Source organism: Cupriavidus sp. 01L45 (genome assembly GCF_056399885.1).
On record NZ_JBFTSG010000014.1, the window covers coordinates 118,115 to 142,633 of the forward strand.

At 68.1% G+C, this 24,519-nt stretch carries 21 protein-coding genes and 1 tRNA gene; 15 read left to right on the top strand and 7 right to left on the bottom strand.

Going from position 1 to position 24,519, the window contains the following annotated elements; all coding sequences use genetic code 11:
* Positions 1-4 precede the first annotated feature (4 nt).
* The 11 genes from AC1DT6_RS12125 (at position 5) to hutG (ending at position 12,506) form a co-directional block, all read left to right on the top strand.
* Complete coding sequence (locus tag AC1DT6_RS12125; RefSeq protein ID WP_477102530.1) at positions 5-985, top strand: NAD-dependent epimerase/dehydratase family protein; 981 nt, start codon at positions 5-7, stop codon at positions 983-985.
* Between the two features lie 470 nt (positions 986-1,455).
* On the top strand, positions 1,456-2,424 hold the full coding sequence (locus tag AC1DT6_RS12130; protein ID WP_477114708.1) for an ABC transporter substrate-binding protein: 969 nt from the start codon (positions 1,456-1,458) through the stop codon (positions 2,422-2,424).
* 13 nt (positions 2,425-2,437) lie between these two features.
* Entirely contained in the window at positions 2,438-3,310 is an 873-nt protein-coding gene (locus AC1DT6_RS12135) for an ABC transporter permease (RefSeq protein WP_035867335.1), read from the top strand.
* Positions 3,307-4,086, top strand: coding sequence for an ABC transporter ATP-binding protein (locus AC1DT6_RS12140; RefSeq protein WP_045237654.1), 780 nt, complete (start codon positions 3,307-3,309; stop codon positions 4,084-4,086). Before AC1DT6_RS12135 ends, AC1DT6_RS12140 begins: the two co-directional genes overlap by 4 nt.
* Positions 4,087-4,101: 15 nt before the next feature.
* The gene (hutC, locus tag AC1DT6_RS12145) at positions 4,102-4,866 is read left to right on the top strand and encodes a histidine utilization repressor (RefSeq protein WP_045237655.1); all 765 of its coding nucleotides are present in this window, start codon (positions 4,102-4,104) and stop codon (positions 4,864-4,866) included.
* Between the two features lie 75 nt (positions 4,867-4,941).
* On the top strand, positions 4,942-6,522 hold the full coding sequence (gene hutH / locus AC1DT6_RS12150; protein ID WP_441635366.1) for a histidine ammonia-lyase: 1,581 nt from the start codon (positions 4,942-4,944) through the stop codon (positions 6,520-6,522).
* 62 nt (positions 6,523-6,584) lie between these two features.
* Positions 6,585-8,306 (top strand): urocanate hydratase, encoded by a 1,722-nt coding sequence (hutU, locus tag AC1DT6_RS12155; RefSeq protein ID WP_477102531.1) that lies wholly within the window; start codon positions 6,585-6,587, stop codon positions 8,304-8,306.
* Positions 8,303-8,926: a HutD/Ves family protein gene (locus AC1DT6_RS12160; RefSeq protein ID WP_441635362.1), complete on the top strand. Its 624-nt coding sequence runs from the start codon at positions 8,303-8,305 to the stop codon at positions 8,924-8,926. The genes hutU and AC1DT6_RS12160 overlap by 4 nt, the downstream gene beginning before the upstream one ends.
* On the top strand, positions 8,926-10,200 hold the full coding sequence (gene hutI, locus AC1DT6_RS12165; protein ID WP_441635360.1) for an imidazolonepropionase: 1,275 nt from the start codon (positions 8,926-8,928) through the stop codon (positions 10,198-10,200). Before AC1DT6_RS12160 ends, hutI begins: the two co-directional genes overlap by 1 nt.
* Positions 10,197-11,597, top strand: coding sequence for a formimidoylglutamate deiminase (locus AC1DT6_RS12170; protein WP_441635358.1), 1,401 nt, complete (start codon positions 10,197-10,199; stop codon positions 11,595-11,597). Before hutI ends, AC1DT6_RS12170 begins: the two co-directional genes overlap by 4 nt.
* A gap of 96 nt (positions 11,598-11,693) precedes the next feature.
* Complete coding sequence (hutG, locus tag AC1DT6_RS12175) at positions 11,694-12,506, top strand: N-formylglutamate deformylase (RefSeq protein ID WP_441635356.1); 813 nt, start codon at positions 11,694-11,696, stop codon at positions 12,504-12,506.
* Between the two features lie 74 nt (positions 12,507-12,580).
* On the opposite strand, the gene cls is transcribed toward hutG, so the two are convergent.
* The 4 genes from cls to aspT (AC1DT6_RS12195) all read right to left on the bottom strand — a co-directional run bounded on the left by cls (position 12,581) and on the right by aspT (AC1DT6_RS12195) (position 19,483).
* Positions 12,581-14,089: a cardiolipin synthase gene (cls, locus tag AC1DT6_RS12180; protein ID WP_441635354.1), complete on the bottom strand. Its 1,509-nt coding sequence runs from the start codon at positions 14,087-14,089 to the stop codon at positions 12,581-12,583.
* Positions 14,090-14,246: 157 nt separating this feature from the next.
* On the bottom strand, positions 14,247-15,872 hold the full coding sequence (locus AC1DT6_RS12185) for a bifunctional aspartate transaminase/aspartate 4-decarboxylase (RefSeq protein ID WP_477114709.1): 1,626 nt from the start codon (positions 15,870-15,872) through the stop codon (positions 14,247-14,249).
* A 115-nt stretch (positions 15,873-15,987) separates the two neighbouring features.
* A complete protein-coding gene (gene aspT, locus AC1DT6_RS12190) occupies positions 15,988-17,673 on the bottom strand; it encodes an aspartate-alanine antiporter (RefSeq protein ID WP_441635350.1) in 1,686 nt (561 codons plus the stop codon).
* A gap of 97 nt (positions 17,674-17,770) precedes the next feature.
* On the bottom strand, positions 17,771-19,483 hold the full coding sequence (aspT, locus tag AC1DT6_RS12195; RefSeq protein WP_441635348.1) for an aspartate-alanine antiporter: 1,713 nt from the start codon (positions 19,481-19,483) through the stop codon (positions 17,771-17,773).
* Positions 19,484-19,864: 381 nt separating this feature from the next.
* Between aspT (AC1DT6_RS12195) and AC1DT6_RS12200 the strand changes: the two genes are divergently transcribed.
* Together AC1DT6_RS12200 and AC1DT6_RS12205 are read left to right on the top strand one after the other, a co-directional pair.
* Positions 19,865-20,119 carry a hypothetical protein gene (locus AC1DT6_RS12200; RefSeq protein ID WP_441635346.1) on the top strand — a complete coding sequence of 85 codons (255 nt, stop codon included), beginning with the start codon at positions 19,865-19,867 and terminating at the stop codon, positions 20,117-20,119.
* A gap of 125 nt (positions 20,120-20,244) precedes the next feature.
* The gene (locus tag AC1DT6_RS12205; RefSeq protein WP_441635344.1) at positions 20,245-21,114 is read left to right on the top strand and encodes a LysR substrate-binding domain-containing protein; all 870 of its coding nucleotides are present in this window, start codon (positions 20,245-20,247) and stop codon (positions 21,112-21,114) included.
* A 10-nt stretch (positions 21,115-21,124) separates the two neighbouring features.
* On the opposite strand, the gene AC1DT6_RS12210 is transcribed toward AC1DT6_RS12205, so the two are convergent.
* A complete protein-coding gene (locus AC1DT6_RS12210; RefSeq protein WP_441635342.1) occupies positions 21,125-21,640 on the bottom strand; it encodes a hypothetical protein in 516 nt (171 codons plus the stop codon).
* 323 nt (positions 21,641-21,963) lie between these two features.
* On the opposite strand from AC1DT6_RS12210, the gene AC1DT6_RS12215 reads away from it, so the two are divergent.
* Positions 21,964-22,305, top strand: a complete 342-nt coding sequence (locus AC1DT6_RS12215) for a cupin domain-containing protein (RefSeq protein ID WP_035867302.1) — start codon at positions 21,964-21,966, stop codon at positions 22,303-22,305.
* A gap of 141 nt (positions 22,306-22,446) precedes the next feature.
* Here AC1DT6_RS12215 and AC1DT6_RS12220 read toward each other — a convergent pair.
* Positions 22,447-22,531 (bottom strand) — tRNA-Leu (locus AC1DT6_RS12220).
* Between the two features lie 349 nt (positions 22,532-22,880).
* Between AC1DT6_RS12220 and AC1DT6_RS12225 the strand changes: the two genes are divergently transcribed.
* Entirely contained in the window at positions 22,881-23,813 is a 933-nt protein-coding gene (locus tag AC1DT6_RS12225; RefSeq protein ID WP_441635340.1) for an alpha/beta hydrolase, read from the top strand.
* Positions 23,814-23,832: 19 nt separating this feature from the next.
* Here AC1DT6_RS12225 and AC1DT6_RS12230 read toward each other — a convergent pair.
* Positions 23,833-24,519 (bottom strand): NAD(P)-dependent oxidoreductase (locus AC1DT6_RS12230; protein WP_477114710.1); only part of this gene is annotated, 687 nt, incomplete at its 5' end.

Here is a 24,519-nt window from a genome sequence, read left to right on the forward strand (position 1 = left end):
CTCTATGAGCAAAAATCTGTCGCGACGCCGCCTGGGTCGCCCGCGCCTTCTCATCGTCGGCTGTGGGGATGTGGGCACACGTTGCCTGCGTATTCTGTCGACGCGCTGGCGCGTCTTTGCCGTCACTTCGCAGCCGTCCCGCCGCACTGTATTGCGGGACAACGGCGCGGTGCCGCTGGTAGCCGACCTGGACCGGCCCGCCACGCTGGCGCGCCTTGCCGGCCTGGCCGACAGGGTGCTCCACCTGGCGCCGCCACCCGCGCGCGGCGAGGGCGATCCGCGCACGCTGGCGCTGTTGCGCGCATTGCGGCGGGCTGCCTGGCGGCGGTCTCCCGCGCGGGCTGGCGGATGGTCTGCCAAGCCCGACATTCTACCCGAGCGGGGCGGCAGGGGGGCCGCCGCAAGCCCGGCGCGGCGTGTCTTTGTCTACGCCAGCACCTCCGGCGTGTACGGCGACCGCGGCGGCGCCCGGCTGGCGGAATCGCACGCGGTGCGCCCGCAAACCGCGCGCGCCCGGCGCCGCGTGGCGGCCGAGCGCGCCGTGCGGGACTTCGGCCGCCACGCCGGCTGGCGCAGCTCGATCGTGCGCATCCCCGGCATCTATGCCGAGGACAGGTTGCCGCTGGCCCGCCTGACCAAAGGCACGCCGGCGCTGGCGCCGCAGGACGATGTCTATACCAACCACATCCATGCCTTTGACCTGGCTCGCACCATGGTGGCGGCGCTGTTCCGCGGCCGGCCCCAGCGGGTGGTGCACGCCAGCGACGATTCCGAGATGCGCATGGCTGACTATTTCGACCTGGTGGCCGACCGCCGCGGCCTGCCGCGCCCGCCACGCCTGAGCCGCGCGCAGTTGCGCGAGGCGGTCGAGCCCACCTTGCTCAGCTTCATGAGCGAATCGCGGCGGCTGGAAAATGCCCGCCTCAAACGCGAGCTGCGCCTGCGCCTGCGTTATCCCACCGTGGCGTCGTTCTTCGACGCCTGAACGAAGCCGGGGCTGCGGCCCCGCGCGTCTCTCCGCCCGGTGGGATGTCTCCGGCACTTCCGCGGGCGGTGCCTTCGAAGTCTATGTGGCACGTCGTTTGCATAGATGTTGCCGCTCGATCCTGTATAGACAGCAAGTGATGTCCCGTTGACGGAAAGACACCGCTTTGGTGCGCCCGGTGTGCCTTATCCAGGCACTCGCGCCCTGCGAGGGTGCGCCCGGCGCATGACGCGGAGTAGTGTTTTCCCTAGGTGTGTGGCCGATTCGCGGCCTGCCGCGCATCAAGTGCCGGCAACGCCAATTCCGCCTGCGGCCTCGGGTTAACTACTGCATTGACTTGTATATACAGGGTTGCTAAATTGCCTGGCAAATGACCGGCGCCGCAAGTACGGCGCCGCCCGAGCCGGGCGATCCGGCCGCCGCCAATGCCGGCGCGGTCCCGTTCGCATCACACCAAAGGAGCCAGGAAGATGGGATTTCGTATCCGTAGCGGTAAGTCGCTAGCCGCCGCCGTTGCAGCAGTCGCCACGCTGAGTGCCGCCGGCGCCGCCCAGGCGCAAGCCACCCAGGTCACGCTGGGCATGAGCGGGTGGACCGGTTTCGCGCCGCTGACGCTGGCCGACAAGGCCGGCATCTTCAAGAAACACGGTGTCGACGTCGACATCAAGATGATTCCGCAGAAGGACCGTCACCTGGCGCTCGCCTCCGGCGCGATCCAGTGCGCGGCCACCACGGTCGAGACCCACGTGGCCTGGAACGCCAACGGCGTGCCCATCACCCAGATCGTGCAGCTGGACAAGTCCTACGGTGCCGACGGCCTGGCCGTGCGCGGCGACGTCAAGGGCTTCGCGGACCTCAAGGGCAAGACCGTCGGCGTGGATGCGCCGGGCACCGCGCCGTACTTCGGCCTGGCCTGGATGCTCAAGAAGAACGGCATGACCCTGAAGGACGTCAAGACCACCACGCTGTCGCCGCAGGCGGCCGCGCAGGCCTTTATCTCCGGCCAGAACGATGCCGCGATGACGTATGAGCCGTACCTGTCGTCCGTGCGCCAGAACCCGGACAAGGGCAAGATCCTCGCCACCACGCTCGACTACCCGATGGTGATGGACACCCTGGGCTGCGCGCCCAAGTGGCTCAAGGACAATCCCAAGGCCGCGCAAGCGCTGGTGGACAGCTACTTCGAAGCGCTCGACATGATCAAGCAGGACCCGGCCAAGGCCAACGACATCATGGGCGCGGCGGTCAAGCAAAGCGGCGAGCAGTTCGCCAAGTCGTCCGCCTACCTGCGCTGGCAGGATCGCGAAGCCAACCGCAAGTTCTTCGGCAGCGAGCTGGCCAGCTTCAGCAAGGAAGCGGCGCAGGTGCTGCTGGAAATCGGCGTGATCCGCCAGGTGCCGGACGTTACGGCCCTGTACGACGCGCGCTTCATCAAGTAACGAGGTTGGTGCCATGACGCAGGTTCACATTGGTTCGCCCGCGGCGAATCCCGCTACAAAGCCCGCTCCCGCCGCGGCGAATCCGGCGGCCGCGCGCCGCCATCCGTGGCTCGCGCCGCTGACACCCGTCTCGCAGCAGGCGCGCTGGGTGCTGGGGCTGGGGTTCTTCGTGCTGTTCTTCGGCGTGTGGGCGGCGGTGACCCTCGGCGGCATGGTGCCGCGCACCTTCCTGGCCGATCCGATGACCATGGCGCGCGAAGGCGTGCTGCTGTTCACCGAGTACAACTTCATCGGCGACATCGGCATGACCGTGTGGCGCGTGCTGGGCGGCTTCGTGCTGGCCGCCGCGCTGGCTGTGCCGCTGGGCATCTTCATGGGCGCGTACAAGGCGGCGGAGGCGTTCTTCGAGCCCTTCGTCTCGTTCTGCCGCTACCTGCCGGCCTCGGCCTTCATCCCGCTGCTGATCCTGTGGGCCGGCATCGGCGAGGCGCAGAAGGTGCTGGTGATCTTTATCGGCTCGTTCTTCCAGATCGTGCTGATGGTGGCGGTGACGGTGGGCGGCGCGCGGCGCGACCTGGTGGAGGCGGCCTACACGCTGGGCGCCAACAGCAGCGGCATCGTGCGGCGCGTGCTGATTCCCGGCGCCGCGCCGGAGATCGCCGAGATCCTGCGCCTGGTGCTGGGCTGGGCCTGGACCTATGTGATCGTGGCCGAGCTGATCGGCTCGTCTTCCGGCATCGGCCACATGATCACCGACAGCCAGGCGCTGCTCAACACCGGGCAGATCATCTTCGGCATCATCGTGATCGGCTGTATCGGCCTGGTCTCCGACCTGGCTTTCAAGCTGGCCAACCAGCGCCTGTTCCCGTGGAGTTCAATCAAATGAGCGCGCTGTCCATCCAGCAGGTCTCGCGTACCTTCGTCAATCCGCGCGGCGGCCAGACCCTGGCCTTGCAGCCTACCGATTTCGAGGTGGCGGACAACGACTTCGTCACCATCCTCGGTCCCTCGGGCTGCGGCAAGTCCACGCTGCTGCGCATCGTCGCCGGGCTGGATACGCCCACCACCGGGCGCGTGCTGCTGGACGGCCAGGAAGTCACCGGCCCCGGCGCGGAGCGCGGCATGGTGTTCCAGTCGTACACGCTGTTCCCGTGGCTGACCATCGAGCAGAACGTACGCTTTGGCCTGCGCGAGCGCGGCATGAGCGAGGCGGAGCAGCGCGAGCGCAGCGATTTCTTTATCCAGCGCGTGGGCCTGCGCGGCTTCGAGCACCATTTCCCCAAGCAGCTCTCGGGGGGCATGCAGCAGCGCACGGCCATTGCCCGGGCACTGGCCAACGACCCCAAGATCCTGCTGCTGGACGAGCCCTTCGGCGCGCTCGACAACCAGACCCGCGTGCTGATGCAGGAACTGCTGCTGGGCATCTGGGAAGCCTCCCGCAAGACGGTGCTGTTCGTCACGCACGATATCGACGAGGCCATCTTCATGGCCAACCGCGTGGCGGTGTTCTCGGCGCGGCCTGGCCGCATCAAGCGCACCATCGATGTGGACTTCCCGCATCCGCGCCATTACACGATCAAGACCTCGCCGGAGTTCTCGGAACTCAAGGCGGTACTGACCGAGGAAATCCGCGCAGAGGCCATGGCCTCCGCCGAGCACTGAGTTGCAAGCCAAGCCATGAAAGCTGCCACCGCCAACCGCCGGGGTGTTCCCGATGCCACTCCCGCCGCGCTTTACCAGCAGGTGAAGGAGTACATCGCGCGCAATATCCAGAGCCGCGCGTGGCAGCCGGGCGACCGCGTGCCGTCCGAGCAGGAACTGGTGACCCGCTTCGGCGTGTCGCGCATGACGGTGAACCGCGCGCTGCGCGAGCTGGCCGAGCAGGGCAGGGTGGTCCGGGTGGCCGGCGTGGGCACGTTCGTGGCCGAGCACAAGCCGCAGTCGACGCTGCTCAGCGTGGTCAACCTGCAGGACGAGATCCGCATGCGTGGCCACGACTACGCCTGCGACGTCATGGTGGTGGAACGCGTGGCGGCCTCCATCGAAGTGGCCGCCGCGCTGGACCTGCGCACCGGCGAGTCGGTGTTCCACTCGGTGTGCGTGCACCGCGAGGACGGCGTGCCGGTGCAACTGGAAGACCGCTACGTCAACCCGCGCGTGGCGCCGGACTTTATCAACCAGGATTTCGTCGCGGTGAAGCCCGGCGAATACCTGCTGCGCCATGTGCCTTACGACCAGATCGAGCACGTGGTCGACGCGATTGCCGCCACGCCCGAGCAGGCCGCGCAACTGGAAATGCCCGGCAGCCAGCCGTGCCTGCTGCTGACCCGCCGCACCTGGACCGGCGGCACGCCCGTTACCTTTGTACGTTGCCTGCACCCCGGCAACCGTTACCGCCTCGGCAGCCGATTCCGCGCCGATGGCAACCCGGCCTTCGGCTGAGCCCAGCCGTCCGCCGTTAATTTTCCAGATACCCAGCCAACTCACGACCCCAGCTGTATAGACAGGGACATACAAATGAGCGCCACCCAAGCCACCCAAGCCTCCCGCCCGCTGCTGACCTTGCAGCCCGGCTCCGTCACCCTGGCCGACCTGCGCCGCATCCATCGCGGCGAAGTGCGCCTGGCGATGGATGAATGCGCCTGGGCCGGCGTGCGCGCGTCCCAGGCTACCGTGCAGGACATCATCGACGCCGATGCCGTGGTCTACGGCATCAACACCGGTTTCGGCAAGCTGGCCCAGACGCGCATCCCGCACGACAAGCTGGCCGAGCTGCAGCGCAACCTGGTGCTGTCGCACAGCGTGGGCACCGGCGCCGACCTGGACGCCGACACCGTGCGCCTGATCCTGGCGATCAAGGCCGTGAGCCTGGCGCGCGGCCATTCGGGCATCCGCCCCGAGATCATCGAGGCACTGCTGGCGCTGGCCAACTCCGGCGTCACGCCGTGCATTCCCGCCAAGGGCTCGGTGGGCGCGTCGGGCGATCTCGCGCCGCTGGCGCATATGTCGTGCACGCTGATCGGCGTGGGCGATGTGATGATCGACGGCGTGCGCCGCCCGGCTGCCGAAGGCCTGGCCCATGCCGGGCTGGCGCCGTTTACGCTCGGCCCCAAGGAAGGGCTGGCGCTGCTCAACGGCACCCAGGTTTCCACCGCGCTGGCGCTGGCCGGCCTGTTCGCCGCCGAGGACATCTTCGCCGCGGGACTGGTGGCGGGCGCCTTGTCGCTGGAAGCCATCAAGGGCTCGGTCAAGCCGTTCGACGCCCGCATCCACGCCGCGCGCGGCCAGGCCGGGCAGATCGCCGTGGCCGGCGCCGTGCGCGCGCTGCTCGACGGCAGCAAGATCGTGGATTCGCATGTGACCTGCGGCCGCGTGCAGGATCCGTACTCTATCCGCTGCCAGCCGCAGGTGATGGGCGCCTGCCTGGACAACCTGCAACACGCCGCGCGCGTGCTGCAGATCGAGGCCAATGCCGCGTCGGACAATCCGCTGGTGTTCCCGGAGCAAGGCGACGTGATCTCGGGCGGCAACTTCCACGCCGAGCCGGTGGCATTCGCCGCTGACATCATCGCGCTTGCCATCGCCGAGATCGGCGCGATCTCCGAGCGCCGCCTCGCGCTGCTGCTCGATTCCGGCCTGTCCGGCCTGCCGCCGTTCCTGGTGCGCGACGGCGGTCTCAATTCCGGCTTCATGATCGCGCAGGTCACCGCCGCCGCGCTGGCCTCCGAGAACAAGTCGCTGGCACACCCCGCCAGCGTGGATAGCTTGCCTACGTCGGCCAACCAGGAGGACCATGTGTCGATGGCCACCTATGGCGCGCGCCGCCTGGGCGATATGGCGGAGAACACCGCCGTGGTGGTCGGCATCGAAGCCATGGCCGCCGCGCAGGGCATCGAGTTCCATCGTCCGCTGGAGTCCTCGCCGCTGATCGAGATCGAGATCGCGCGCATTCGCGAGCGCGTGGCCTTCGTGGAAGGCGACCGCTACTTCGCGCCGGATATCGAGGCGATGAAGCAGTGGGTGAAGCAAGGCGATGCGGGTGCTGGCTGGCCCGAGTCGGTACGCCAGGTGCTGCCGTCGCAGGCCGGCGTGGCTTGATGCGCGCGCAACGTCCCATACGCAGGCCGAACCGCTGAACTGAACACGCAGGAGAACCCCACATGAACGCCAACGAACACCAATTCACCAAAGCGGCACCCCTGCGCGGCCGGCGCGAAATCCGCGCGCCGCGCGGCACCGAGCTGCACTGCAAGAACTGGCTGATCGAAGCCGCCTACCGCATGATCCAGAACAACCTCGATCCCGACGTGGCCGAGCGCCCGCAGGACCTCGTGGTGTACGGCGGCATCGGCAAGGCGGCGCGCAACTGGGAATGCTTCGACGCCATCCTCGACAGCCTGCGCAACCTGGGTGAAGAGGAATCGCTGCTGGTCCAGTCGGGCAAGCCGGTGGGCGTGTTCCGCACCCACGCGGACGCGCCGCGCGTGCTGATCGCCAACTCCAACCTGGTGCCGCACTGGGCCACCTGGGACAAGTTCAACGAGCTGGATCGCGCCGGCCTGATGATGTACGGCCAGATGACCGCCGGCTCGTGGATCTATATCGGCACGCAAGGCATCGTGCAGGGCACCTTCGAGACCTTCGTCGAAGCCGGCCGCCAGCACTACAACAACGATCTCTCCGGCAAATGGATCCTCACCGCCGGCCTGGGCGGCATGGGCGGCGCGCAGACGCTGGCCGGCGTGCTGGCCGGCGCTTGCGTGCTGGCGATCGAATGCCAGGAGTCACGCATCGACTTCCGCCTGCGCACGCGCTACGTCGACAAGAAGGCGACCACCATCGACGAAGCTCTGGCCATGATCGAAGAGGCCACGCGCAACAAGCAGGCCATCTCGGTCGGGCTGCTCGGCAACGCCGCCGAGATCATGCCGGAACTGGTGAAGCGCGCGCAGGCCGGTGGCATGCGCCCGGACATCGTCACCGACCAGACCTCGGCGCACGACCTGGTCAACGGCTACCTGCCGGCGGGCTGGACCGTGGCGCAGTGGGAAGCCGCGCGCACGGCCGATCCGAAGTCCGTCGAGGCAGCGGCCAGGACCTCCATCGTCGGGCACGTGCAGGCCATGCTGGCCTTCCAGCAGATGGGCGTGCCCACGCTGGACTACGGAAACAACATCCGTCAGGTCGCCTTTGACGAAGGCGTGGCCAATGCCTTCGATTTCCCGGGGTTTGTGCCCGCGTATATCCGCCCGCTGTTCTGCCGCGGCAAGGGCCCGTTCCGCTGGGTCGCGCTGTCGGGCGACCCCGAGGACATCTACAAGACCGATGCCAAGATGAAGGAGCTGTTCCCCGAAGACCATCACCTGCACCGCTGGCTCGACATGGCGCGCGACCGCATCGCCTTCCAGGGCCTGCCCGCGCGCATCTGCTGGGTGGGGCTGGACGAGCGCCACCGCGCCGGCCTGGCCTTCAACGAGATGGTGAAGAACGGCGAGCTGAAGGCGCCCGTGGTGATCGGCCGCGACCACCTGGATTGCGGCTCGGTCGCCAGCCCCAACCGCGAGACCGAAGCCATGCGCGACGGCTCCGATGCGGTGTCCGACTGGCCGCTGCTCAACGCSCTGCTCAACACGGCGGGCGGCGCCACCTGGGTCAGCCTGCATCATGGCGGCGGCGTGGGCATGGGCTTCTCGCAGCATTCCGGCGTAGTGATCGTCTGCGATGGCACCGACGCCGCGGCGAAACGTATCGAGCGCGTGCTCTGGAACGACCCCGCCACCGGCGTGATGCGCCATGCCGATGCCGGCTACGAAAGCGCTATCGAATGCGCGCACGAGAAGGGCCTGAACCTGCCGATGGTGCCAAAGGCGACAGGGGCATGAGCGGCGCAATGGAAGGCCCGCGCGGCCTGGAGTATTTCTCGCTCGGCGCCCTGCCTGCGCAGCCCTGGAAAAACGGCGGCGGCGTCACGCGCGAGATCGCGGCGTGGCCGCCGGGCGCCGGCATGGACGCCTTTCAGTGGCGCGTGAGCGTGGCCGATATCGCCGCCGATGGCCCGTTTTCCGCCTTCCCCGGCATCGACCGCCAGATCGCGCTGCTCGATGGCGCGGGCGTTCGCTTGCTGGCGGACGATGGCAGTTTCGACCATCGCCTGGATACCGTGGGCGAGCCGTTCGCCTTTGCCGGCGAGCGCGGCGTGCAGGCGACACTGCTGGATGGCGCCACGCGCGACTTCAATGTGATGACGCGGCGCGGCGCCTGCCGCGCGAGCATCGTAGCGGCGCGCCGCGAATTCACGATTCCCCCCGGCGCGCATGTTGTGCTGCTGTTTGTCATTGAGGGTGCATGGCGCCACGGCATCGCCGGCCAAGGCGGGCAGGCCGTGCTGGCCAGCGACGACGGCATGTTGTTCGCCGAAGGCGTGGCGGCGCCGTATCGCCTGCAGGCGATGTCCGAGCCGGCGCTCTGCCTGTGCGTCACCCTGGAAATGGAGAACCCGTAATGAACCTGACCCCGGCGCAGGCCGCCGCTTCCTCCTCGTCCGCCGACGGCGTCTGGCATCGCTGCCACCTGCTGCCCGACGGCGATCCCGCCAGGGCGATCCGCGACGCGGCACTGGTCGTGCAACAGGGCCGCATTGCCTGGCTGGGCCCGCTGGCCGAACTGCCGCGGGACTACGCCGCGCTGCCGCGCTTCGATGCGGGTAATGCGTGGATCACGCCGGGCCTGGTCGACTGCCACACCCACCTGGTGTACGGCGGCCAGCGCGCCGATGAGTTCGCCATGCGCCTGGCTGGCGCCGGCTACGAAGAAATCGCCCGCGCCGGCGGCGGCATCGTGTCCACCGTGCGCGCCACGCGCGCCGCCGACGAGGATACCCTGTTCGCGCTAGCCGCCGCGCGCCTCGCGCCGCTGCTGGCCGAGGGCGTGACCACGCTGGAGATCAAGTCCGGCTATGGCCTTGACCTCGCCAGCGAGCGCAAGCAGTTGCGCGTGGCGCGCCGCCTCGGCGAAGCCTTCGGCGTAACGGTGCACACCACGTTCCTCGGCGCGCACGCGTTGCCGCCGGAGTACGCGGGCCGCGCCGACGACTACATCGCGCTGGTGTGCGACACCATGATGCCGGCGCTGGCCGAGGAAGGCCTGGTCGATGCCGTCGATGCCTTCTGCGAATCCGTCGGCTTCAGCCTGGCGCAGACCGAGCGCGTCTTCCAGGCGGCCGAGCGCCTTGGCCTGCGCGTCAAGCTGCACGCCGAGCAGCTCAGCAACCTGGGGGGCAGTGCGCTGGCAGCGCGCCACCATGCGCTGTCGGCCGATCACCTGGAGCATCTCGACGAAGCCGGCGTGATGGCGATGGCCGAGTCCGGCACGGTGGCGGTCCTGCTGCCGGGCGCCTATTATTTCCTGCGTGACACCACGCTGCCGCCGATCGGACTGCTGCGCCGGCATGGCGTGCCGATGGCCATTTCCACCGATCACAATCCCGGTACCTCGCCCGTCACTTCGCTGCTGCTGATGATGAATATGGCGTGCACCCTGTTCAGGCTGACCGTGCCCGAAGTCCTGGAGGGCGTCACCACGCACGCCGCGCGCGCGCTGGGCGCGGCGGACCGCCACGGCTTGCTGGCTGCCGGACGCGCGGCCGATTTCGTCCTGTGGCAAGTCGACTCGCCGGCGGAGCTGGCTTACTGGTTCGGCCGCAACCCGGCTGCCGCCGTGGTGCGGCAGGGCAAGATCTATCCCGCTGTCGCGCCGGCGCAAGGAGCCCGGCCATGAGCGCCGGCAGCCTGTTTGCCGCGCAGGCCTTGCTGCCCACGGGCTGGGCCAGCGATGTCCTGCTGGCCTGGGACGATGCCGGCGCCTTCACCACGGTGCAGGCCGGCGCGGTGCCGGCGGCGGATGTGCCGCGCGCCGCGGGCCCCTTGCTGCCGGGCATGCCCAACCTGCATTCGCACGCCTTCCAGCGCGGCTTTGCCGGCCTGACCGAATACCGCAGCGAGACGCTGGCCGACGGCCAGGAGAGCGACTCCTTCTGGAGCTGGCGCAAGCTGATGTACCGCTTCGCGCTGCGGCTCTCGCCCGATACGCTCGAAGCCATCGCCACGCAGCTCTATATCGAGATGCTGCGCGCCGGCTACACCAGCGTGTGCGAATTCCACTACGTGCATCACGATCCGGACGGCAAGCCCTACGCCGATCCCGCCGAGATGTCGCTGCGCCTGCTGCGCGCCGCGCAAAACGCCGGCATCGGCATCACGCTGCTGCCGGTGCTGTACCAGACCGCCGGCTTCGGCGACAAGCCCGCGCTCGCCGAGCAGCGCCGTTTCCTGCACGAAACCGACGCCATGCTCGCCTTGCTCGGACGCCTGGCCCCGCAATGCCACGGCCAGGCGCGGCTAGGGCTGGCACCGCATTCGCTGCGGGCGGTGCCGCCGCAAAGCCTTGCCAATGCCGTGGCAGGCCTGCACGCGCTGGATGCGCAGGCGCCCGTGCATATCCATATCGCCGAGCAGCAGCGCGAAGTGGACGAGTGCATCACGCTCACGGGCACGCGCCCGGTGGCGTGGCTGCTCGACCATGCCGAGGTGGATGCGCGCTGGTGCCTGGTGCACGCCACTCACCTGGACTGGGACGAACGGCGGCGCCTTGCGCACAGCGGCGCGGTGGCAGGCATTTGTCCCACCACCGAGGCCAACCTTGGCGACGGCGTCTTCGATGCCGCGCCCTACCTGGGGCAGGGCGGCGTCTGGGGCATCGGCTCGGACAGCCATGCCAGCGTGAGCGTGGCGGAGGAACTGCGGCTGTTCGAGTACGGCCAGCGCCTCGCGCTGCAAAAACGCAATGTGCTGGCGTCGGACGCGCACAAGCAGGTGGCCGATCGTCTCTACCTTGACGCCGCCGCCGGCGGTGCGCGCGCCTCGGGCCGGCCCGTCGGCGCGCTGGCGCCCGGACAGCAGGCGGATTTCGTGGTGCTCGACGGCGCGCATCCGGCGCTGGCCGGCTTGTCCGGCAGCCAGGCGCTGGCGGTGCATGTGTTCACCAACCACGGACATGAGACACTAGCGGAAGTCCGCACGGCGGGCCGGACGCGCGTGCTGCATGGCGCGCACGCCTTGCAGGCCCAGGCCGGCAAGGGCTTCGCCGCGGCGCGCGCAAGCCTGCTGACCGACTGACCCCGGCGTTGGACGCGGCCTGATGCTTGACGATACAAGCTTCAGGCCGCGCCGATGCGCAACTGCACCTGCACCTTCACGTTGCAAACCAAAAACATGTCTTTCTCGACCGATACCCCCGCTTTCACCCTGCATCGCGGCACGCGCCCGCTGCTGGTGTCGATGCCGCACGTAGGCACCCACCTGCCGGCCTCCGTGTCCGACCGGCTGACCGCCGAGGCGCGCACCGTGCCCGATACCGACTGGCACCTGGAACGCCTCTACGATTTCGCGCGCGAACTCGGCGCCTCCATCCTGGTGGCCACGCACTCGCGCTACGTGGTGGACCTGAACCGCCCGCCCGATAACGCCAACCTGTATCCCGGCCAGGACACCACCGGCCTGTGCCCGGTCGATACCTTCGACAAGACGCCGGTCTACGCCGACGGCAGCTTGCCCGCCGACGACGAGATCGCCGCCCGCCGCGACGCCATCTGGCGCCCGTACCACGACGCGCTGGCCGGAGAACTGGCCCGCCTGCGCGCCGCGCACGGCACCGCGGCGCTGTGGGACGCGCATTCGATCCGCTCGGTGCTGCCGCGCTTCTTCGAAGGCAAGCTGACCGATTTCAACCTTGGCACGGCCAACGGCGCGAGCTGCGACGCCGAGCTGGCCAACCAGCTGCTGGACATCGCCAGCGCCTTGCCGGGCTATACCTCGGTGCTCAACGGGCGTTTCAAGGGCGGCTACATCACGCGCCAGTACGGCGCGCCGGCACAGGGCGTGCAGGCCGTGCAGCTTGAGCTGACGCAGTCGGCCTACATGAGCGAGACCTATCCCTTCGCCTACGACGAGGCACGGGCCACGCGCATCCAGCCCGCGCTGAAGACGATGCTGGAAACCGTACTGGGCTACGTGGAAGCACGCTAAGCCAGCCGCTCGGAGTGCCTGACGCGACCCGCGGCGCCAACAGCGCCACGGGTCGCGTTTTCACATCCGCGTCCCTACAACAACGAATCCGCCAGCCGGCAAAGGTTCTGCCAGGTGCGCGTATGCAGCGGCCGCTGCTGCCACACGGCGCGCACCACCGGCTCGCTGCTGGCCAGGTAGCGCCGCTGGATCTCCCGCATGCGCGCCACCACCTCGCGGTCGTAGATCACCAGCGCGGCCTCCGCGTTGAGCGCGAAGGAGCGGATATCCATATTGGTCGATCCCACCATCGCCACCTCGTCGTCGATGGTCACATGCTTGGCATGCAGGAAGGCCGGCCGGTACAAGTGGATCTGCACGCCCGCGTCCAGCAGTACGCCAAAGTAGGCTTCCTGCGCGGCCTGCGTGAAGCGCTGGTCGATGCGCTGCGACAACACCAGGTGCACGTCAACGCCGCGGTAGCAGGCCAGTTGCAGCGCCTGCAGGAAGGCTTCGTCGGGCACGAAGTAGGGCGTGGTGATGACCACCTCGCTGCGCGCGTGGTGGATCATGCTGATCAGCGCCATCTGCGCGTTCTGCGTACCGTAGCCGGGGCCGCTGGGCAGCATCTGCGCGACGTGCGGGCCTTGCTCTTCCATGGGCGGGAAGCTGTCGATGCCAAAGTTGCTGTCGCCTGTTTCCAGGTAGCGGTCGGCCAGGAATACCGCTTGCAGCTCCGAGACCACCGGCCCCGTCACGCGTGCCACCAGTTCTTCATTGGGCAGGCCGGGCATCGACTCGGCGTCGATCACGTTCTGTGAGCCGATGTAGCCGATGCTGCCGTCCACCACCAGGATCTTGCGGTGATTGCGGAGGTCGAAGCGTGCGCTCTTGCCCTTGAGCACGGCCATCAGCGAGCGCATCGGCAGGGCCTGCACCACCTCCACGCCTGCCTCGCGCAGCGTGTCCGCAAACGCGCGCCAACCGGCGCGCGCTCCCAGCGCGTCCACCAGCAAACTGCAGCGCACGCCCCGCGCGTTCGCCCGCAGCAGGGCGTCGGTAAAGGCGCGTCCGGTGGCGTCGGCGGCGTAGATGTAAACCAGCAGGTGGACATGGTGCCGGGCGCCGTCGATATCGGCGATCATCGCGGCTACCGTGGCATCGTAGTCATCGAGCAGCGCCACGGCATTGCCTCGCATCGGCGAGTGGGAGCCGAGCCGCTCGATCAGGCCGGCCGCACCGGCGGCAACCGTGGCAGGCAGCGGCTGCAGGGGGGCGAAGCGCGCCACCCGGTCCCGCACGCTCGCGATGCCCAGGTTGATGCGCGCCAGTTTGATGCGGCGGGACTTGGGATAGTAGATGCGGCCGAACAGCGCGTAGAGCAACAATCCCAGCCACGGCAGGAAGAAAATCAGCAGCAGCCAGGTGCGTGCCGCCGCCGGGGCGCGGCGTTGCGGCACATAGACCAGCATGGCCAGGCGGATCGCCCATTCGGCCAGCATGAAGACCGACGGCCACCACCACGACAGGTCGGCCGGCATGGCGCCYGGCAGCCAGTCGAACCAGGCAGCGGGGAGGAAGGTGGCGGGCAAGGAAGCAGGCATGCGGCTCGGTGGCGGCGGACGGTGGATTGCGGACCGCCCACGATACCAGAGCCACGCGGCGCTTCGACGCCGGCGGCATGCCGGTCCGTGTTCAAGACGCCGCGGGCCGATGCCGGACAMCGCCGGCACCGGCCCGCGGCAACGTGCCGGCGGTGGCTTACTTCTTCGTCACGTCCTTGCGCGCCGTGCTGCCGGTGGCCTCGTTGTACCGCTCCACATATTCCTCGAACAGCTTGCGGATCGAGCGGCCGATCTTCACGTAGTCCGATTCATTGAGGTTGRCCAGCGATACGCGGCCGGACGGATGGCGCGTGCCGAAGCCGCGTCCCGGCAGCAGCACCACGCCCGCCTCCTCGGCCAGCCGGAACAGCAGCTCCGCCGGCTCGGCGGAGTTGAGCACCCATTTGACGAACTCCGGCCCGATGGCCTTGCCGCCGAGCTGCTCGATATCGAGCAGCGTGTAGTAGTCCACGGCGTTGGGATCGTCGTTGTCCGGCGCAATGCCGATCTCTCGGTACAGCGCGGCCTTGCGGCTGCGGATCAGGCGCTTCATCGCCGCCTTGTACTCGTCGTGCGTGTCCATCAGCGAGAACAGCGAGAACAGCACCATCTGCACCTGCTGCGGCGTGGACAGGCCGGCGGTGTGGTTCAGCGCCACGGTGCGGCTGTCGGCGACCAGGCGATCGATGAACTTGAGCTTGTCCGGCTCGGTGGTGATGGAGTTGTAGCGCTTGTGCAGCTGGTCGCGCTGCGGCTTCGGCAGCCCGGCGATCTGCGCGTCGAAGATATTGTCCTGGTGCGTGGCGATGACACCGAGCCGCCAGCCGGTCGCGCCGAAGTACTTCGAGAACGAGTACACCAGGATCGTGTTCTTCGGGCACATCGCGAACAGCGAGACGAAATTGTCGGCAAAGGTGCCGTACACATCGTCGGTCAGGATGATCAGGTCCGGCCGCTCCTCGACGATCGAGGCCAGGTACTCCAGGCTCTCGTCGCTCATGCGCACCGACGGCGGATTGCTCGGGTTCACCAGGAAGAACGCCTTGACCTTGGGGTCGCGCAGCTTGTCGAGCTCCTTGTTCGAATACTGCCAGCGGTTCTGCGGGTCGGCGTCGATGGACAGTTCCAGCAACTGGTAGTCGTTGAGCTCCGGGATCTCGATATACGGCGTGAAGATCGGCATGCCAAGCGCGATCGTGTCGCCGGCCTTGAGCAGGTGGTTCTCGCGGATGGTGTTGAACAGGTAGGTCATCGCGGCCGTGCCGCCCTCGACCGCGAACAGGTCAAACTTGCCCGTGAAAGGATGGCTGCCGATCATCTCCTTGCGGATGTATTGCGCAACGATCTTCTCGGACAGCTTGAGCATGCGGTCCGGCACCGGGTAATTGCAGGCGAGGATGCCTTCGCACATCTCGTACAGGAAGTCGCCCGCATCCAGCCCGAGCTGGTCGCGCACATAGGACACGGCGCCGGCGAGGAACTTCACGCCGGAGGTCTCGGACTGCTCGCGCGCGAACAGGTTGAAACGCTCTTCGATCCCCGCACGGCGCGGAAAGCCGCCGACGCCCTCGGGCATGTAGGAGAACGAGCGCTCGGATTCGCGCATGGCGAACAGGCCGAGCTGCCAGAAGGCATGGCGCGGCACGGTCGCCAGGAAGTTCGGGTTGCCGCGCCCGGCATTGAGCATCATGCGATCCGCGTCGCTGCTGGCGAGCTTGATCAGCTCGTCCTTGAGCTCGAAGGGCGACAGGTTCGCCAGCTTGGAAAGGTCAGGTTTGGTCATGACATGCTCCAGGGGTAAGGCTTGTTGGAGGAGACCCGGTCCGGCCGGGCCGGGTCCGGGAATACAAATGCGCGTTTGCGCGAGGGGGTGGCCGCCAGCGTCAAGGCGAGCCGCGCTAGACCAGGCCGACCACCAGGGGACCGAGCAAGGTCAGCAGCACATTGGCCAGGGCGTAGGTGATGGCGAAGGGCACCGTCGGCACCGGGCTTTCCGCCTTGTCCAGGATGCCGCCGAAGGCCGGGTTGGCGCTGCGCGAGCCCGACAGCGCGCCGGCCAGCAGCGCCGCGTTGTCGTACTTGAGCACGTAGCGCCCGAACAGCATGGTGAGGAACAGCGGCAGCAGCGTCACCACGGCGCCCAGCAGGAAGATGGTCAGCCCGCTTTGCTTGAGCGTGGTCACCGCCTGCAGCCCGGAGTTGATGCCGACGATGGCCACGAAGGCCGCCAGCCCGAAGTCCTTGAGCAACTGGCAGGCCGCCGTCGGCATGGCGCCATACATCGGATGCTTGGACCGCGCCCAGCCGAATACCAGGCCGGACAACAGCGCGCCACCGCCGGAACCCAGGGTCAGCGGGATCGAGCCCACGCGCCATACCAGCAGGCCGATCAAGAGGCCCACCAGCACGCCGGCGCCGAAGTAGACGAAGTCCGTCTTCTCGCTCGGCACCAGTTCATAGCCGGCGGTCTTGACCGCGCGGGCGGTGTCGTCGGGCGTGCCGTAGAAGGTGAGGATGTCGCCGTGCTGGAGCTTCAGGTCGGGCAGGATCGGCAGCGGATGGTCGTAGCGCTCGATATGCTCGATATACACGCCGTGCCGCTGGTCGCGCTCCACCATGCCGACGATCTCGGCGATGGACTTGTTGTTCATGTCCTTGTGCGTGAACACCGCGCGGCGCGTCTGCATCACCACGCCCATGCCTTCGGCGTCGGCCACTTCCTCGCCGATCATCTGCGCGGTGGGCACCATCGCGTCGCGCCGGCCCACCATCAGGACCAGGTCGTCGGCCTGCAGCACCAGGTCCTGCCTGACCTCGACCGGCTTGCCGCCGCGCATCACCTTCTCGACCGTGACGAGGTCCGCGCCCTTGGTCTCGATCGCCGCCACGGTCTTGCCGGCGGCGCCGGTTACGCGAAACACGCGGCCCACCAGGCGCGGCAGCGCGCCACGCTGGCCCGGGCCAAACTGCGGCGTGCCGCCGTGCATGGCCAGCTCGACCTTCTTGGCGTCGGTCTTGAGGTCCGTCTTCATGAAGCGCGGCAGGATGTTCACGCACACGATGATGGCGCCCAGCGAGCCGAACACATAGGTCACGGCATAGCCGATCGCCACGTTGGACTGCAGCAGCTTCACCTGGTCGGGCGGCAGCCCCAGCTTGGTGATGGCGTCGCCCGCCGTACCGATGATGGCCGACTGCGTCATGCCGCCGGCGGCCAGGCCGGCGGCCAGCCCCTTGTCGATATGGAACAGCTTGGCGAGGATCACCACCGTGGCCAGCCCCACCACCGCCATGAAGATCGCCATCGCGATCTCGCGCAGCGAGCTGCGGTTGAGTGAGTTGAAGAACTGCGGCCCGCTCTCGTAGCCCACGGCATAGATAAACACCGCGAACATCACCGCCTTGACGCCGTTGTCGATCTCCACGCCGACCTGGCTGATGACCACCGCGGCCAGCAGCGAGCCGGCCACGCCGCCGAGCTGGAAACGCCCGAAGGTGATCTTGCCGATCGCGTAGCCGACCGCCAGCGACAGGAACAACGCCGCCTCAGGGGACTTCTGGAAGATGCTGTGCAACCACTCCATGCTTTACTCCTGCTGCGTGATGGATAAATGGATCAGGCGATGCGCTCAAACGAGCGTGCTGCCCGGGCGCCGATGGCGGTCACGGGCCGGTGCGCAATCAATGCGCCAGTGCGCCGGCCACGGCGACCGCGATGGGTCCCATCAATGGCAGCAGCACGTTGGAAATGGCGTAAGTGATGGTGTAGCCAACCACCGGCGTGCTGTTGCCGGCTGCATTGGTCAGCGCCATGATGGCGGGCGTACTGCATTGCTGTCCGGCCACCGCGCCGAGCAGGATCGGGGCTTCGATCTTCAGCCACCAGTGGCCGATCAGCAGCGACAGCGACGCCGGCACGATCGAGATCAGCACGCCCGCAACGGGCAGCGCCAGGCCATAGGTCTTCACCAGCTTGATGGCGTCCGGTCCGGCGGACAGGCCCACCGCCGCGATAAAGGTGGCCAGCCCGAAATCCTTCAGGATCTCCGCCGCCGACGAGGGCAGCGAGCCCATCAGCGGCACGCGCGCACGCAGCCAGCCGAATGCCAGGCCCGCTACCAGGCAACCGCCGCCGGTGCCCAGCGTCAACTCCGCGCCGCCAAGCTGCAGCCTCAGGCTGCCCAGCAACATGCCCAGCAGCACGCCGACGCCGAGAAACACAAAATCGGTCTTGATGGTGGGCACGACGCGGTAGCCCAGTTCCGGCACTACCCGGTCCACGGCCTCGGAGGGGCCGCTCAGGCTCAGCACGTCGCCACGCTCCAGCACGGTATTGGGCAACGGCGGGATCGGGCGCCCGACGCGGCTGATGGCGTCGATGTACACGCCGCGGCCCATGCCGACATCCGCCATGCCGCGCAACGAGGCCAGCGTGACGCCACTGATCTCGCGCCGCGTGAGCAGCACGTCCTGCTCGGTCTGCACCACCGTGTCCATGCCGGCTTCCCCGGCCGCTTCCGGCGCCTCGGGCAGCTCGATGCCCACCGCCCGCGCGAACGGCACCATGGCGTCGCGGCGGCCATACGCCAGCACCACGTCACCGGCCCGCAGCACCTCATCGGGCGTTGGCTTGAAGGTATGAGCGTCGCGCCGGATGCGCCGGATCGTCACGCCCAGCGCCACTGCCTTCTCCGCCGCCAGCACGGTCTGCCCGGCCGCCGCGCGCACTTCCAGCACGCGGCCCACCAGGCGCGGCAGCGCGCTGTACTGGCGCGCGCCCATGTCGGACTCGCCGCCGAGCCTTTGCCAGAGCGCCGCTGCCGACTCGCGCAGGTTGATGCGCAACAGCCACGGTGCCAGCTGGCTGGTGAACAGCACGATGGTGATCAGCCCGAACAGGTAGGTCACGCTGTAGGCGGTGACGATATTGGTCTGCAGCTCGCGTATCCGTTCGGGGGACAGGCCCAGCCTGCCGATGGCCTCGGAGGCCGTGCCGATCACCGCAGATTCCGTCGCCGCGCCGGCCAGCAGGCCCGCCGCGGTGCCCTGGTCCAGGTTCAGCACCACCACCGCCAGCGCCATCAGCGCCAGCACCACGGCCACTTCCACCAGCGACAGCAGGCCAATGCGCCAGCTGCGGGTGACGTTGGCAAAGAACTGCGGGCCGCCGGTGAAGCCCAGGGCGAAGATGAACAAGGCGAAGAAGACGTTGCGCACGTCGGTGTCGATGCGCGCCCCGGTTTGCCCGATCACCAGCGCGGCAATCAGCGTGCCGCAGATGCCGCCGAGCTGGAACGGCCCGATCTTGATCGAACCCACCGCATGTCCCACGGCCAGCGCCAGGAACAAGGCGATCTCGGGTTGCGTTGCAAGCAGGTGGACGATGGTTTCCATGGCGCGGCAGCGGCTCTGCAGAGAAATCACTGGGCCCACGGGGCGCCCGCGCAGCGGGGCCGCGGCAAGAGCTTCTGGCCGCGATCCTTCCCGGCGGGCGCCGCGCAGATTTGGCGTGGGCCATTATCACTGCCACAACTTGGGGCGCGTGCTGAAAGCTTTTGTTTGTGATTTAAGCAGCGGCGTCAACATGCGCTGGGGCGGCCTCGAGCCATGTGGTACGCGGTGCGGAGCCGTGGGAGGCGAGGGCCAGCAATTGGGGGGATTGGTCGACGCAGCCGCATAATCGCGCCGCAACTTTCATCAAATCGCGAGCGATCCGGCCCTACAGTGGCGGCATTCCATCCACGATGCGGCGCGCCACCGCGCCGGGAGATGCCTATGCTGTCCGTACTGACTTTCGGCCTGACGCCGCTGGCCGCCGCCGCCGCCCTGGGCACGGAGCGCGCAGGCCGCAACTTGCTGGTGCAGGGGGGGTGCCTGGCCCTGCTGGCTGCCGACTGGGCGCAGGCGGGCGATGCCGCACTGCCGCAGCGCATGCTGTTCCCTGGCCTGGGAGAAGTGCTGTCCGTGTGGGGCCCGCTGGCTTTCGCCGGCTTGTTTGGCTGGGTGTTGCGCACTGCGCGTGCGCTATGATCGCGCATCGCGAGCCGGCTCGTTTGCGCCCGTCCCGCCGCCACGACCGGCTTCGCACCCGAGATCACCAAAACCAAGGCTATGTCCGCACGCGCTGAGCCGGCGGATTGCCCGCGCAACCCGTCATGAAGCACATCCCGCCGATCCCGCTGCTGCTCGCCTTCGATGCCGTGGCGCGCCTGCGGAGCTTTCACCGGGCTGCCGAAGAACTCAGCGTGGCCCACAGCACGGTGAGCCATCGCATCCGCGAGCTCGAACAACGCTGCGGCGTGGCCCTGTTCGCGCGCACCACGCGCATCGTGACGCCCACGCCCGAGGCTGAACGCCTGCTCGGGCCGGTCCGGCAAGCACTCTCCACGCTGGGCGAAGCCTTCGGCCCGGCGGCCGATCCGCGCACGGTGCGCGTCAGCGTGCTGCCTTCATTCGCCCGCTTTCGCGTGGTGCCCGCGCTGGCGGAATTCCAGCGCAGCCATCCCCGGATCGCCATCGCGCTGGACCCCACCAGCCAGATGATCGTGCCCCGTCATGGCGAGGCCGACATCGCACTGCGCTTTGCCCGGGCCAGGCCGGTTGAGCCGCATCTCGACCTGGGCCATGACGAGTGGTTTCCGGTGGCGGCGCCGTCCTACCTCGCCACGCTCAGGCAGCGTGCGCTGCCCAGGCTGTTCGGCGAAGCCATGCTCCTGTCGCACAGCCGCCATGCCTGGGAGCCGTGGTTCCGCGAGGCCGGGCTGCCCATGCCGCGCAGCCCTCGCGTGACTACCTTTACCGATACCGGTCTGATGCTGGACGCCGCCATGCGCGGGCAAGGCATTGCCTACGGGCGTCGCTCGCTGCTGCTGCACCTGCTCAAGTCCGGGCAACTGGTGCGGCTGTCGCCGGTTAGCTTGTCATCGGCGCATTCGTACTACTTGATGGCATCCGAGCGGTTCGAGACCTCGCCGGACGTCCGGGTGGTGCATGCGTGGATCAAGGAACTGGTGGCGCAGCCGTAAGGCAGCGCGCTCACTTGCCTCTGCCATGACTCCCGCCGCCCAGCGGATCGGCGATGATCATGGTCTGCTGCAACACGCCGTTGTCGTCGAAGTAGCAACTGAAGTGGGCCGGCAGGTTGGCGTCCTTGTACATACGATAGGACCAGGCTTCCCGCTTCATCAGCGGGTAATACTGAATCGGGACCCGAGGCTTGCCGAAGTGCTCTTCAATGTCGCGCTTGGTCCAGACGCCGATCTGCGCCTGGTAGATCTCTTTTTCCGTCAGCATCTGACGGAAGCTGCTGAGTTTGCCACTGGCATCGAAATCTGCCGTGTAGACAAAGAAGCCAAGCGGCTGCCGGGAATAGATCCAGCGCGTGGTGCCGTCAGCCAGGCGGTAGACCTCGGCAGGTGCGCCAAAGGCATCGCGCACGCTGCTCTCCGGGCTTCCGACCAACTTGCTCCCGGTCTGCTCGGGCTGCAAGGTGGCACAGGCGCAAGCCATGATGGCGGCCGCGCAAATCAAACCGGCCAGGCGCTGTTGCATGACAGTTCTCCCGCATTCTCGCGCCGGCGCTCCCAGGGTAATCTGCCTCTGCCGGGCGGCGCGTTCGGGCATGGTGCCCAATCACAGCATAGTCGAGGGACCTGCCAAACCGTGTAGCGACAGGCAGGCGAATCGGCAATTTTCCGCCGGCTCGGGAGCACGCGTTGTCATTGGGACAAAGCCCATGCGCGTACTACCATCAGTGCAGAGCGCGACGCGAACGGCTGAAGAACGAATGGGCCGGGACACCAATGGGGCGGGAGTCACTACCGGAGGTGTCCGGCGGACGCAGGCGCCGCGCCGCAGACAACCAGGAGCCACCGATGTCCATCCCTCATCTATCCTCCGGCCAGATCGCCAGCGTGCTGCCCCTGGGCGCGCGCCTTGAGCAGACGCCCACCACGGCACTCTTCAAGGAGAGCCGCCTGGAAGTCATGCGCCTGGTGCTGGCCGCCGGCAAACGGATGCCGGCCCATGCGGTAGCCGGGCCGGTCACCATGCAATGCCTGGAAGGCGAAGTGGATGTCGGCGTGGACGGTGGCCACCGGCTGCTGCGCCAGGGCGATCTCGTCTATCTGGCTTCCGGCGTGAAGCATGATGTGACGGCGATCAGCAACGCCTCCGTGCTGGTGACCATCGTGCTGCTGGATCGGGCCGGGGCGTAGTCGCCTTGGCGGCCGGAGGACGGGCTGGTACTGAAAAGGCCGGCCCGGATCGGGCCAGCCGGTCAGGCGGCCGCACCATACGCAGTCGCAACAGGGCGACGGCTCCCTATTGGAGCGGGTGCATTTTCTTGGGAAATTCAGTGGTGCCCGGGGTCGGACTCGAACCGACACGCCTTGCGGCGGGGGATTTTGAGTCCCCTGCGTCTACCTGTTTCACCACCCGGGCTGAGTGGATGCTGGCCGATTTGCCGGGAACCGGCGTGCCAGCATGGTGCTGAGCCGGGAATTATGCCGCAAATCCAGCGCGGTCACAACTAGGCCGGGCCAGGGAATCCCTGGCGACCTTGCCTGGTCCGCATGGCGCGGCTCCGGTCATGGTATTCGGGCGTCGGCGGGCGGACCTTGCCGGTGGCCCTGGCCGGCACGCGGGTGACGTTTTACGACCATCGGCGGCAAGGCGATATCCGGGATCTTGTCGATTCCAGGCAGCTGGCGAACTCGGCTAGCATGATTGCAGCCATCGCCCCTGCGGGCCGCCAAGGCCGCCCGCGTCTCTAATCCAAGCCCGGAGCACCATGTCAGACCTGCCGTCCTTCGCCAGTCTTGCGCAGCTGCCGTCGCAGGACCCCGCCTTCTTCGACGTCCAGTACAACAACCGGGCCAGGGTGCCCGACAACGCTATCCATATGGCACGCTGGGCGGCGCTGTCGCGCCAGGTGCGCGAGCGGGGCGGCTGGCTGGAAGACCTGAGCTATGCCGATGGCGAGCCTGGCCCGTACCGCGAGGACGAGCGGCTCGATTACTTCCCCGCCGACCCCGGCGCCGTTGCCGGGCAGGCGCCGCCGCTGCTGGTATTCCTGCACGGCGGCTACTGGCGCGCGCTGGACAAGCGCGACCACAGCCTGGTGGCCAGCGCGTTGCCACGGTGCGGCGTGTCGGTGGCGGTGGTCAATTACTCGTTGTGTCCGGCGGTGACGGTGGAGACCATCCTGCTGCAGGCGGTACGCAGCGTGGCATGGCTGTACCGCGCGGCGGACCGGCTTGGGCATGACGGGTCGCGCATCTTCGTGGCCGGGCATTCCGTCGGCGGCCATATGGCGGCGATGATGCTCACCACCCTGTGGCCGCGCGTGGGCAGCGACCTGCCGGCGAATCTGGTCAAGGGCGTGGTGTCGGTCAGCGGCCTGCACGATCTGGAGCCGCTTCGGCGCGCCGCTTTCCTGCAGGTCGACCTGAAACTGTCGGAGAGCGATGTGGCCCGGCTCTCGCCGGCCTTCCTGCCGCCCGCCACGGACGCACCGCTGGTGACGGCGGTGGGCGGGCTGGAGCCCGAGGAATACCAGCGGCAGACGGATCTGCTGCGCGCTGGCTGGGCCGCCAACGCGGCGGCGCCAGGCGCGGCGCATGTGCCGATGCCGGGGAGGCACCACTTCAACGTGATGGACGATTTCGCCGAAACGGACAGCCCGCTGCTGCGTGCGGTCCTGAGGATGATGGACGTGGCTTAGCGCCCGGCGGCGCGGCAGCTCACCCCTCCAGCACCCGCAGTAGCGACGAGGTGTCGTCCTTCCCCCAGCCCTTGTCCATCAGCGTGCCGAGCTGGCGCGAGGTGGCCTGCATGGCGGGCAGTTCCAGCCCGAGCTGGCGGGCGATCTCCGCGGCCAGCCCGAAATCCTTGTCGTGCAGCCGTGCCTCGATGCCCGGGGCAAAGTCGTGCGCGACCATCTTCGGCCCCATCATGTCCAGCATGCGGCTGCCCGCCATGCCGGTGGCCATGGCCTGCAGCACGCGGCCGCTGTCCACCTGCTGGGCCTGTGCGAACCGCATGGCTTCGGCAATGCCTTCGATATTGACCACCTGCGCGATCTGGTTGCACAGCTTGGCAACCTGGCCGGCGCCGTGGTCGCCGATATGCGTAATGGTCTTGCCCAGCAGCGCGAGCAGTGGCCGCACGCGGTCCAGCATCTCGGCCTTGCCGCCCGCCATGATGGTCAGGCTGGCCGCTTCGGCGCCCACGGTGCCGCCGGAGACCGGGCAGTCCAGCGCCTCGATGCCGCGCTCGGCCAGCCGCGCGGCGATCTCCCGCGTGACGATGGGCGAGATGGTGCTATGGTCGATGCAGATGGTGCCCGGCGCAGCGCCCTCGATCACGCCGTGCTCGCCCAGCAGCACCGAGCGCACATCCTCGGACGAGGTGACATTGGTGAACACCAC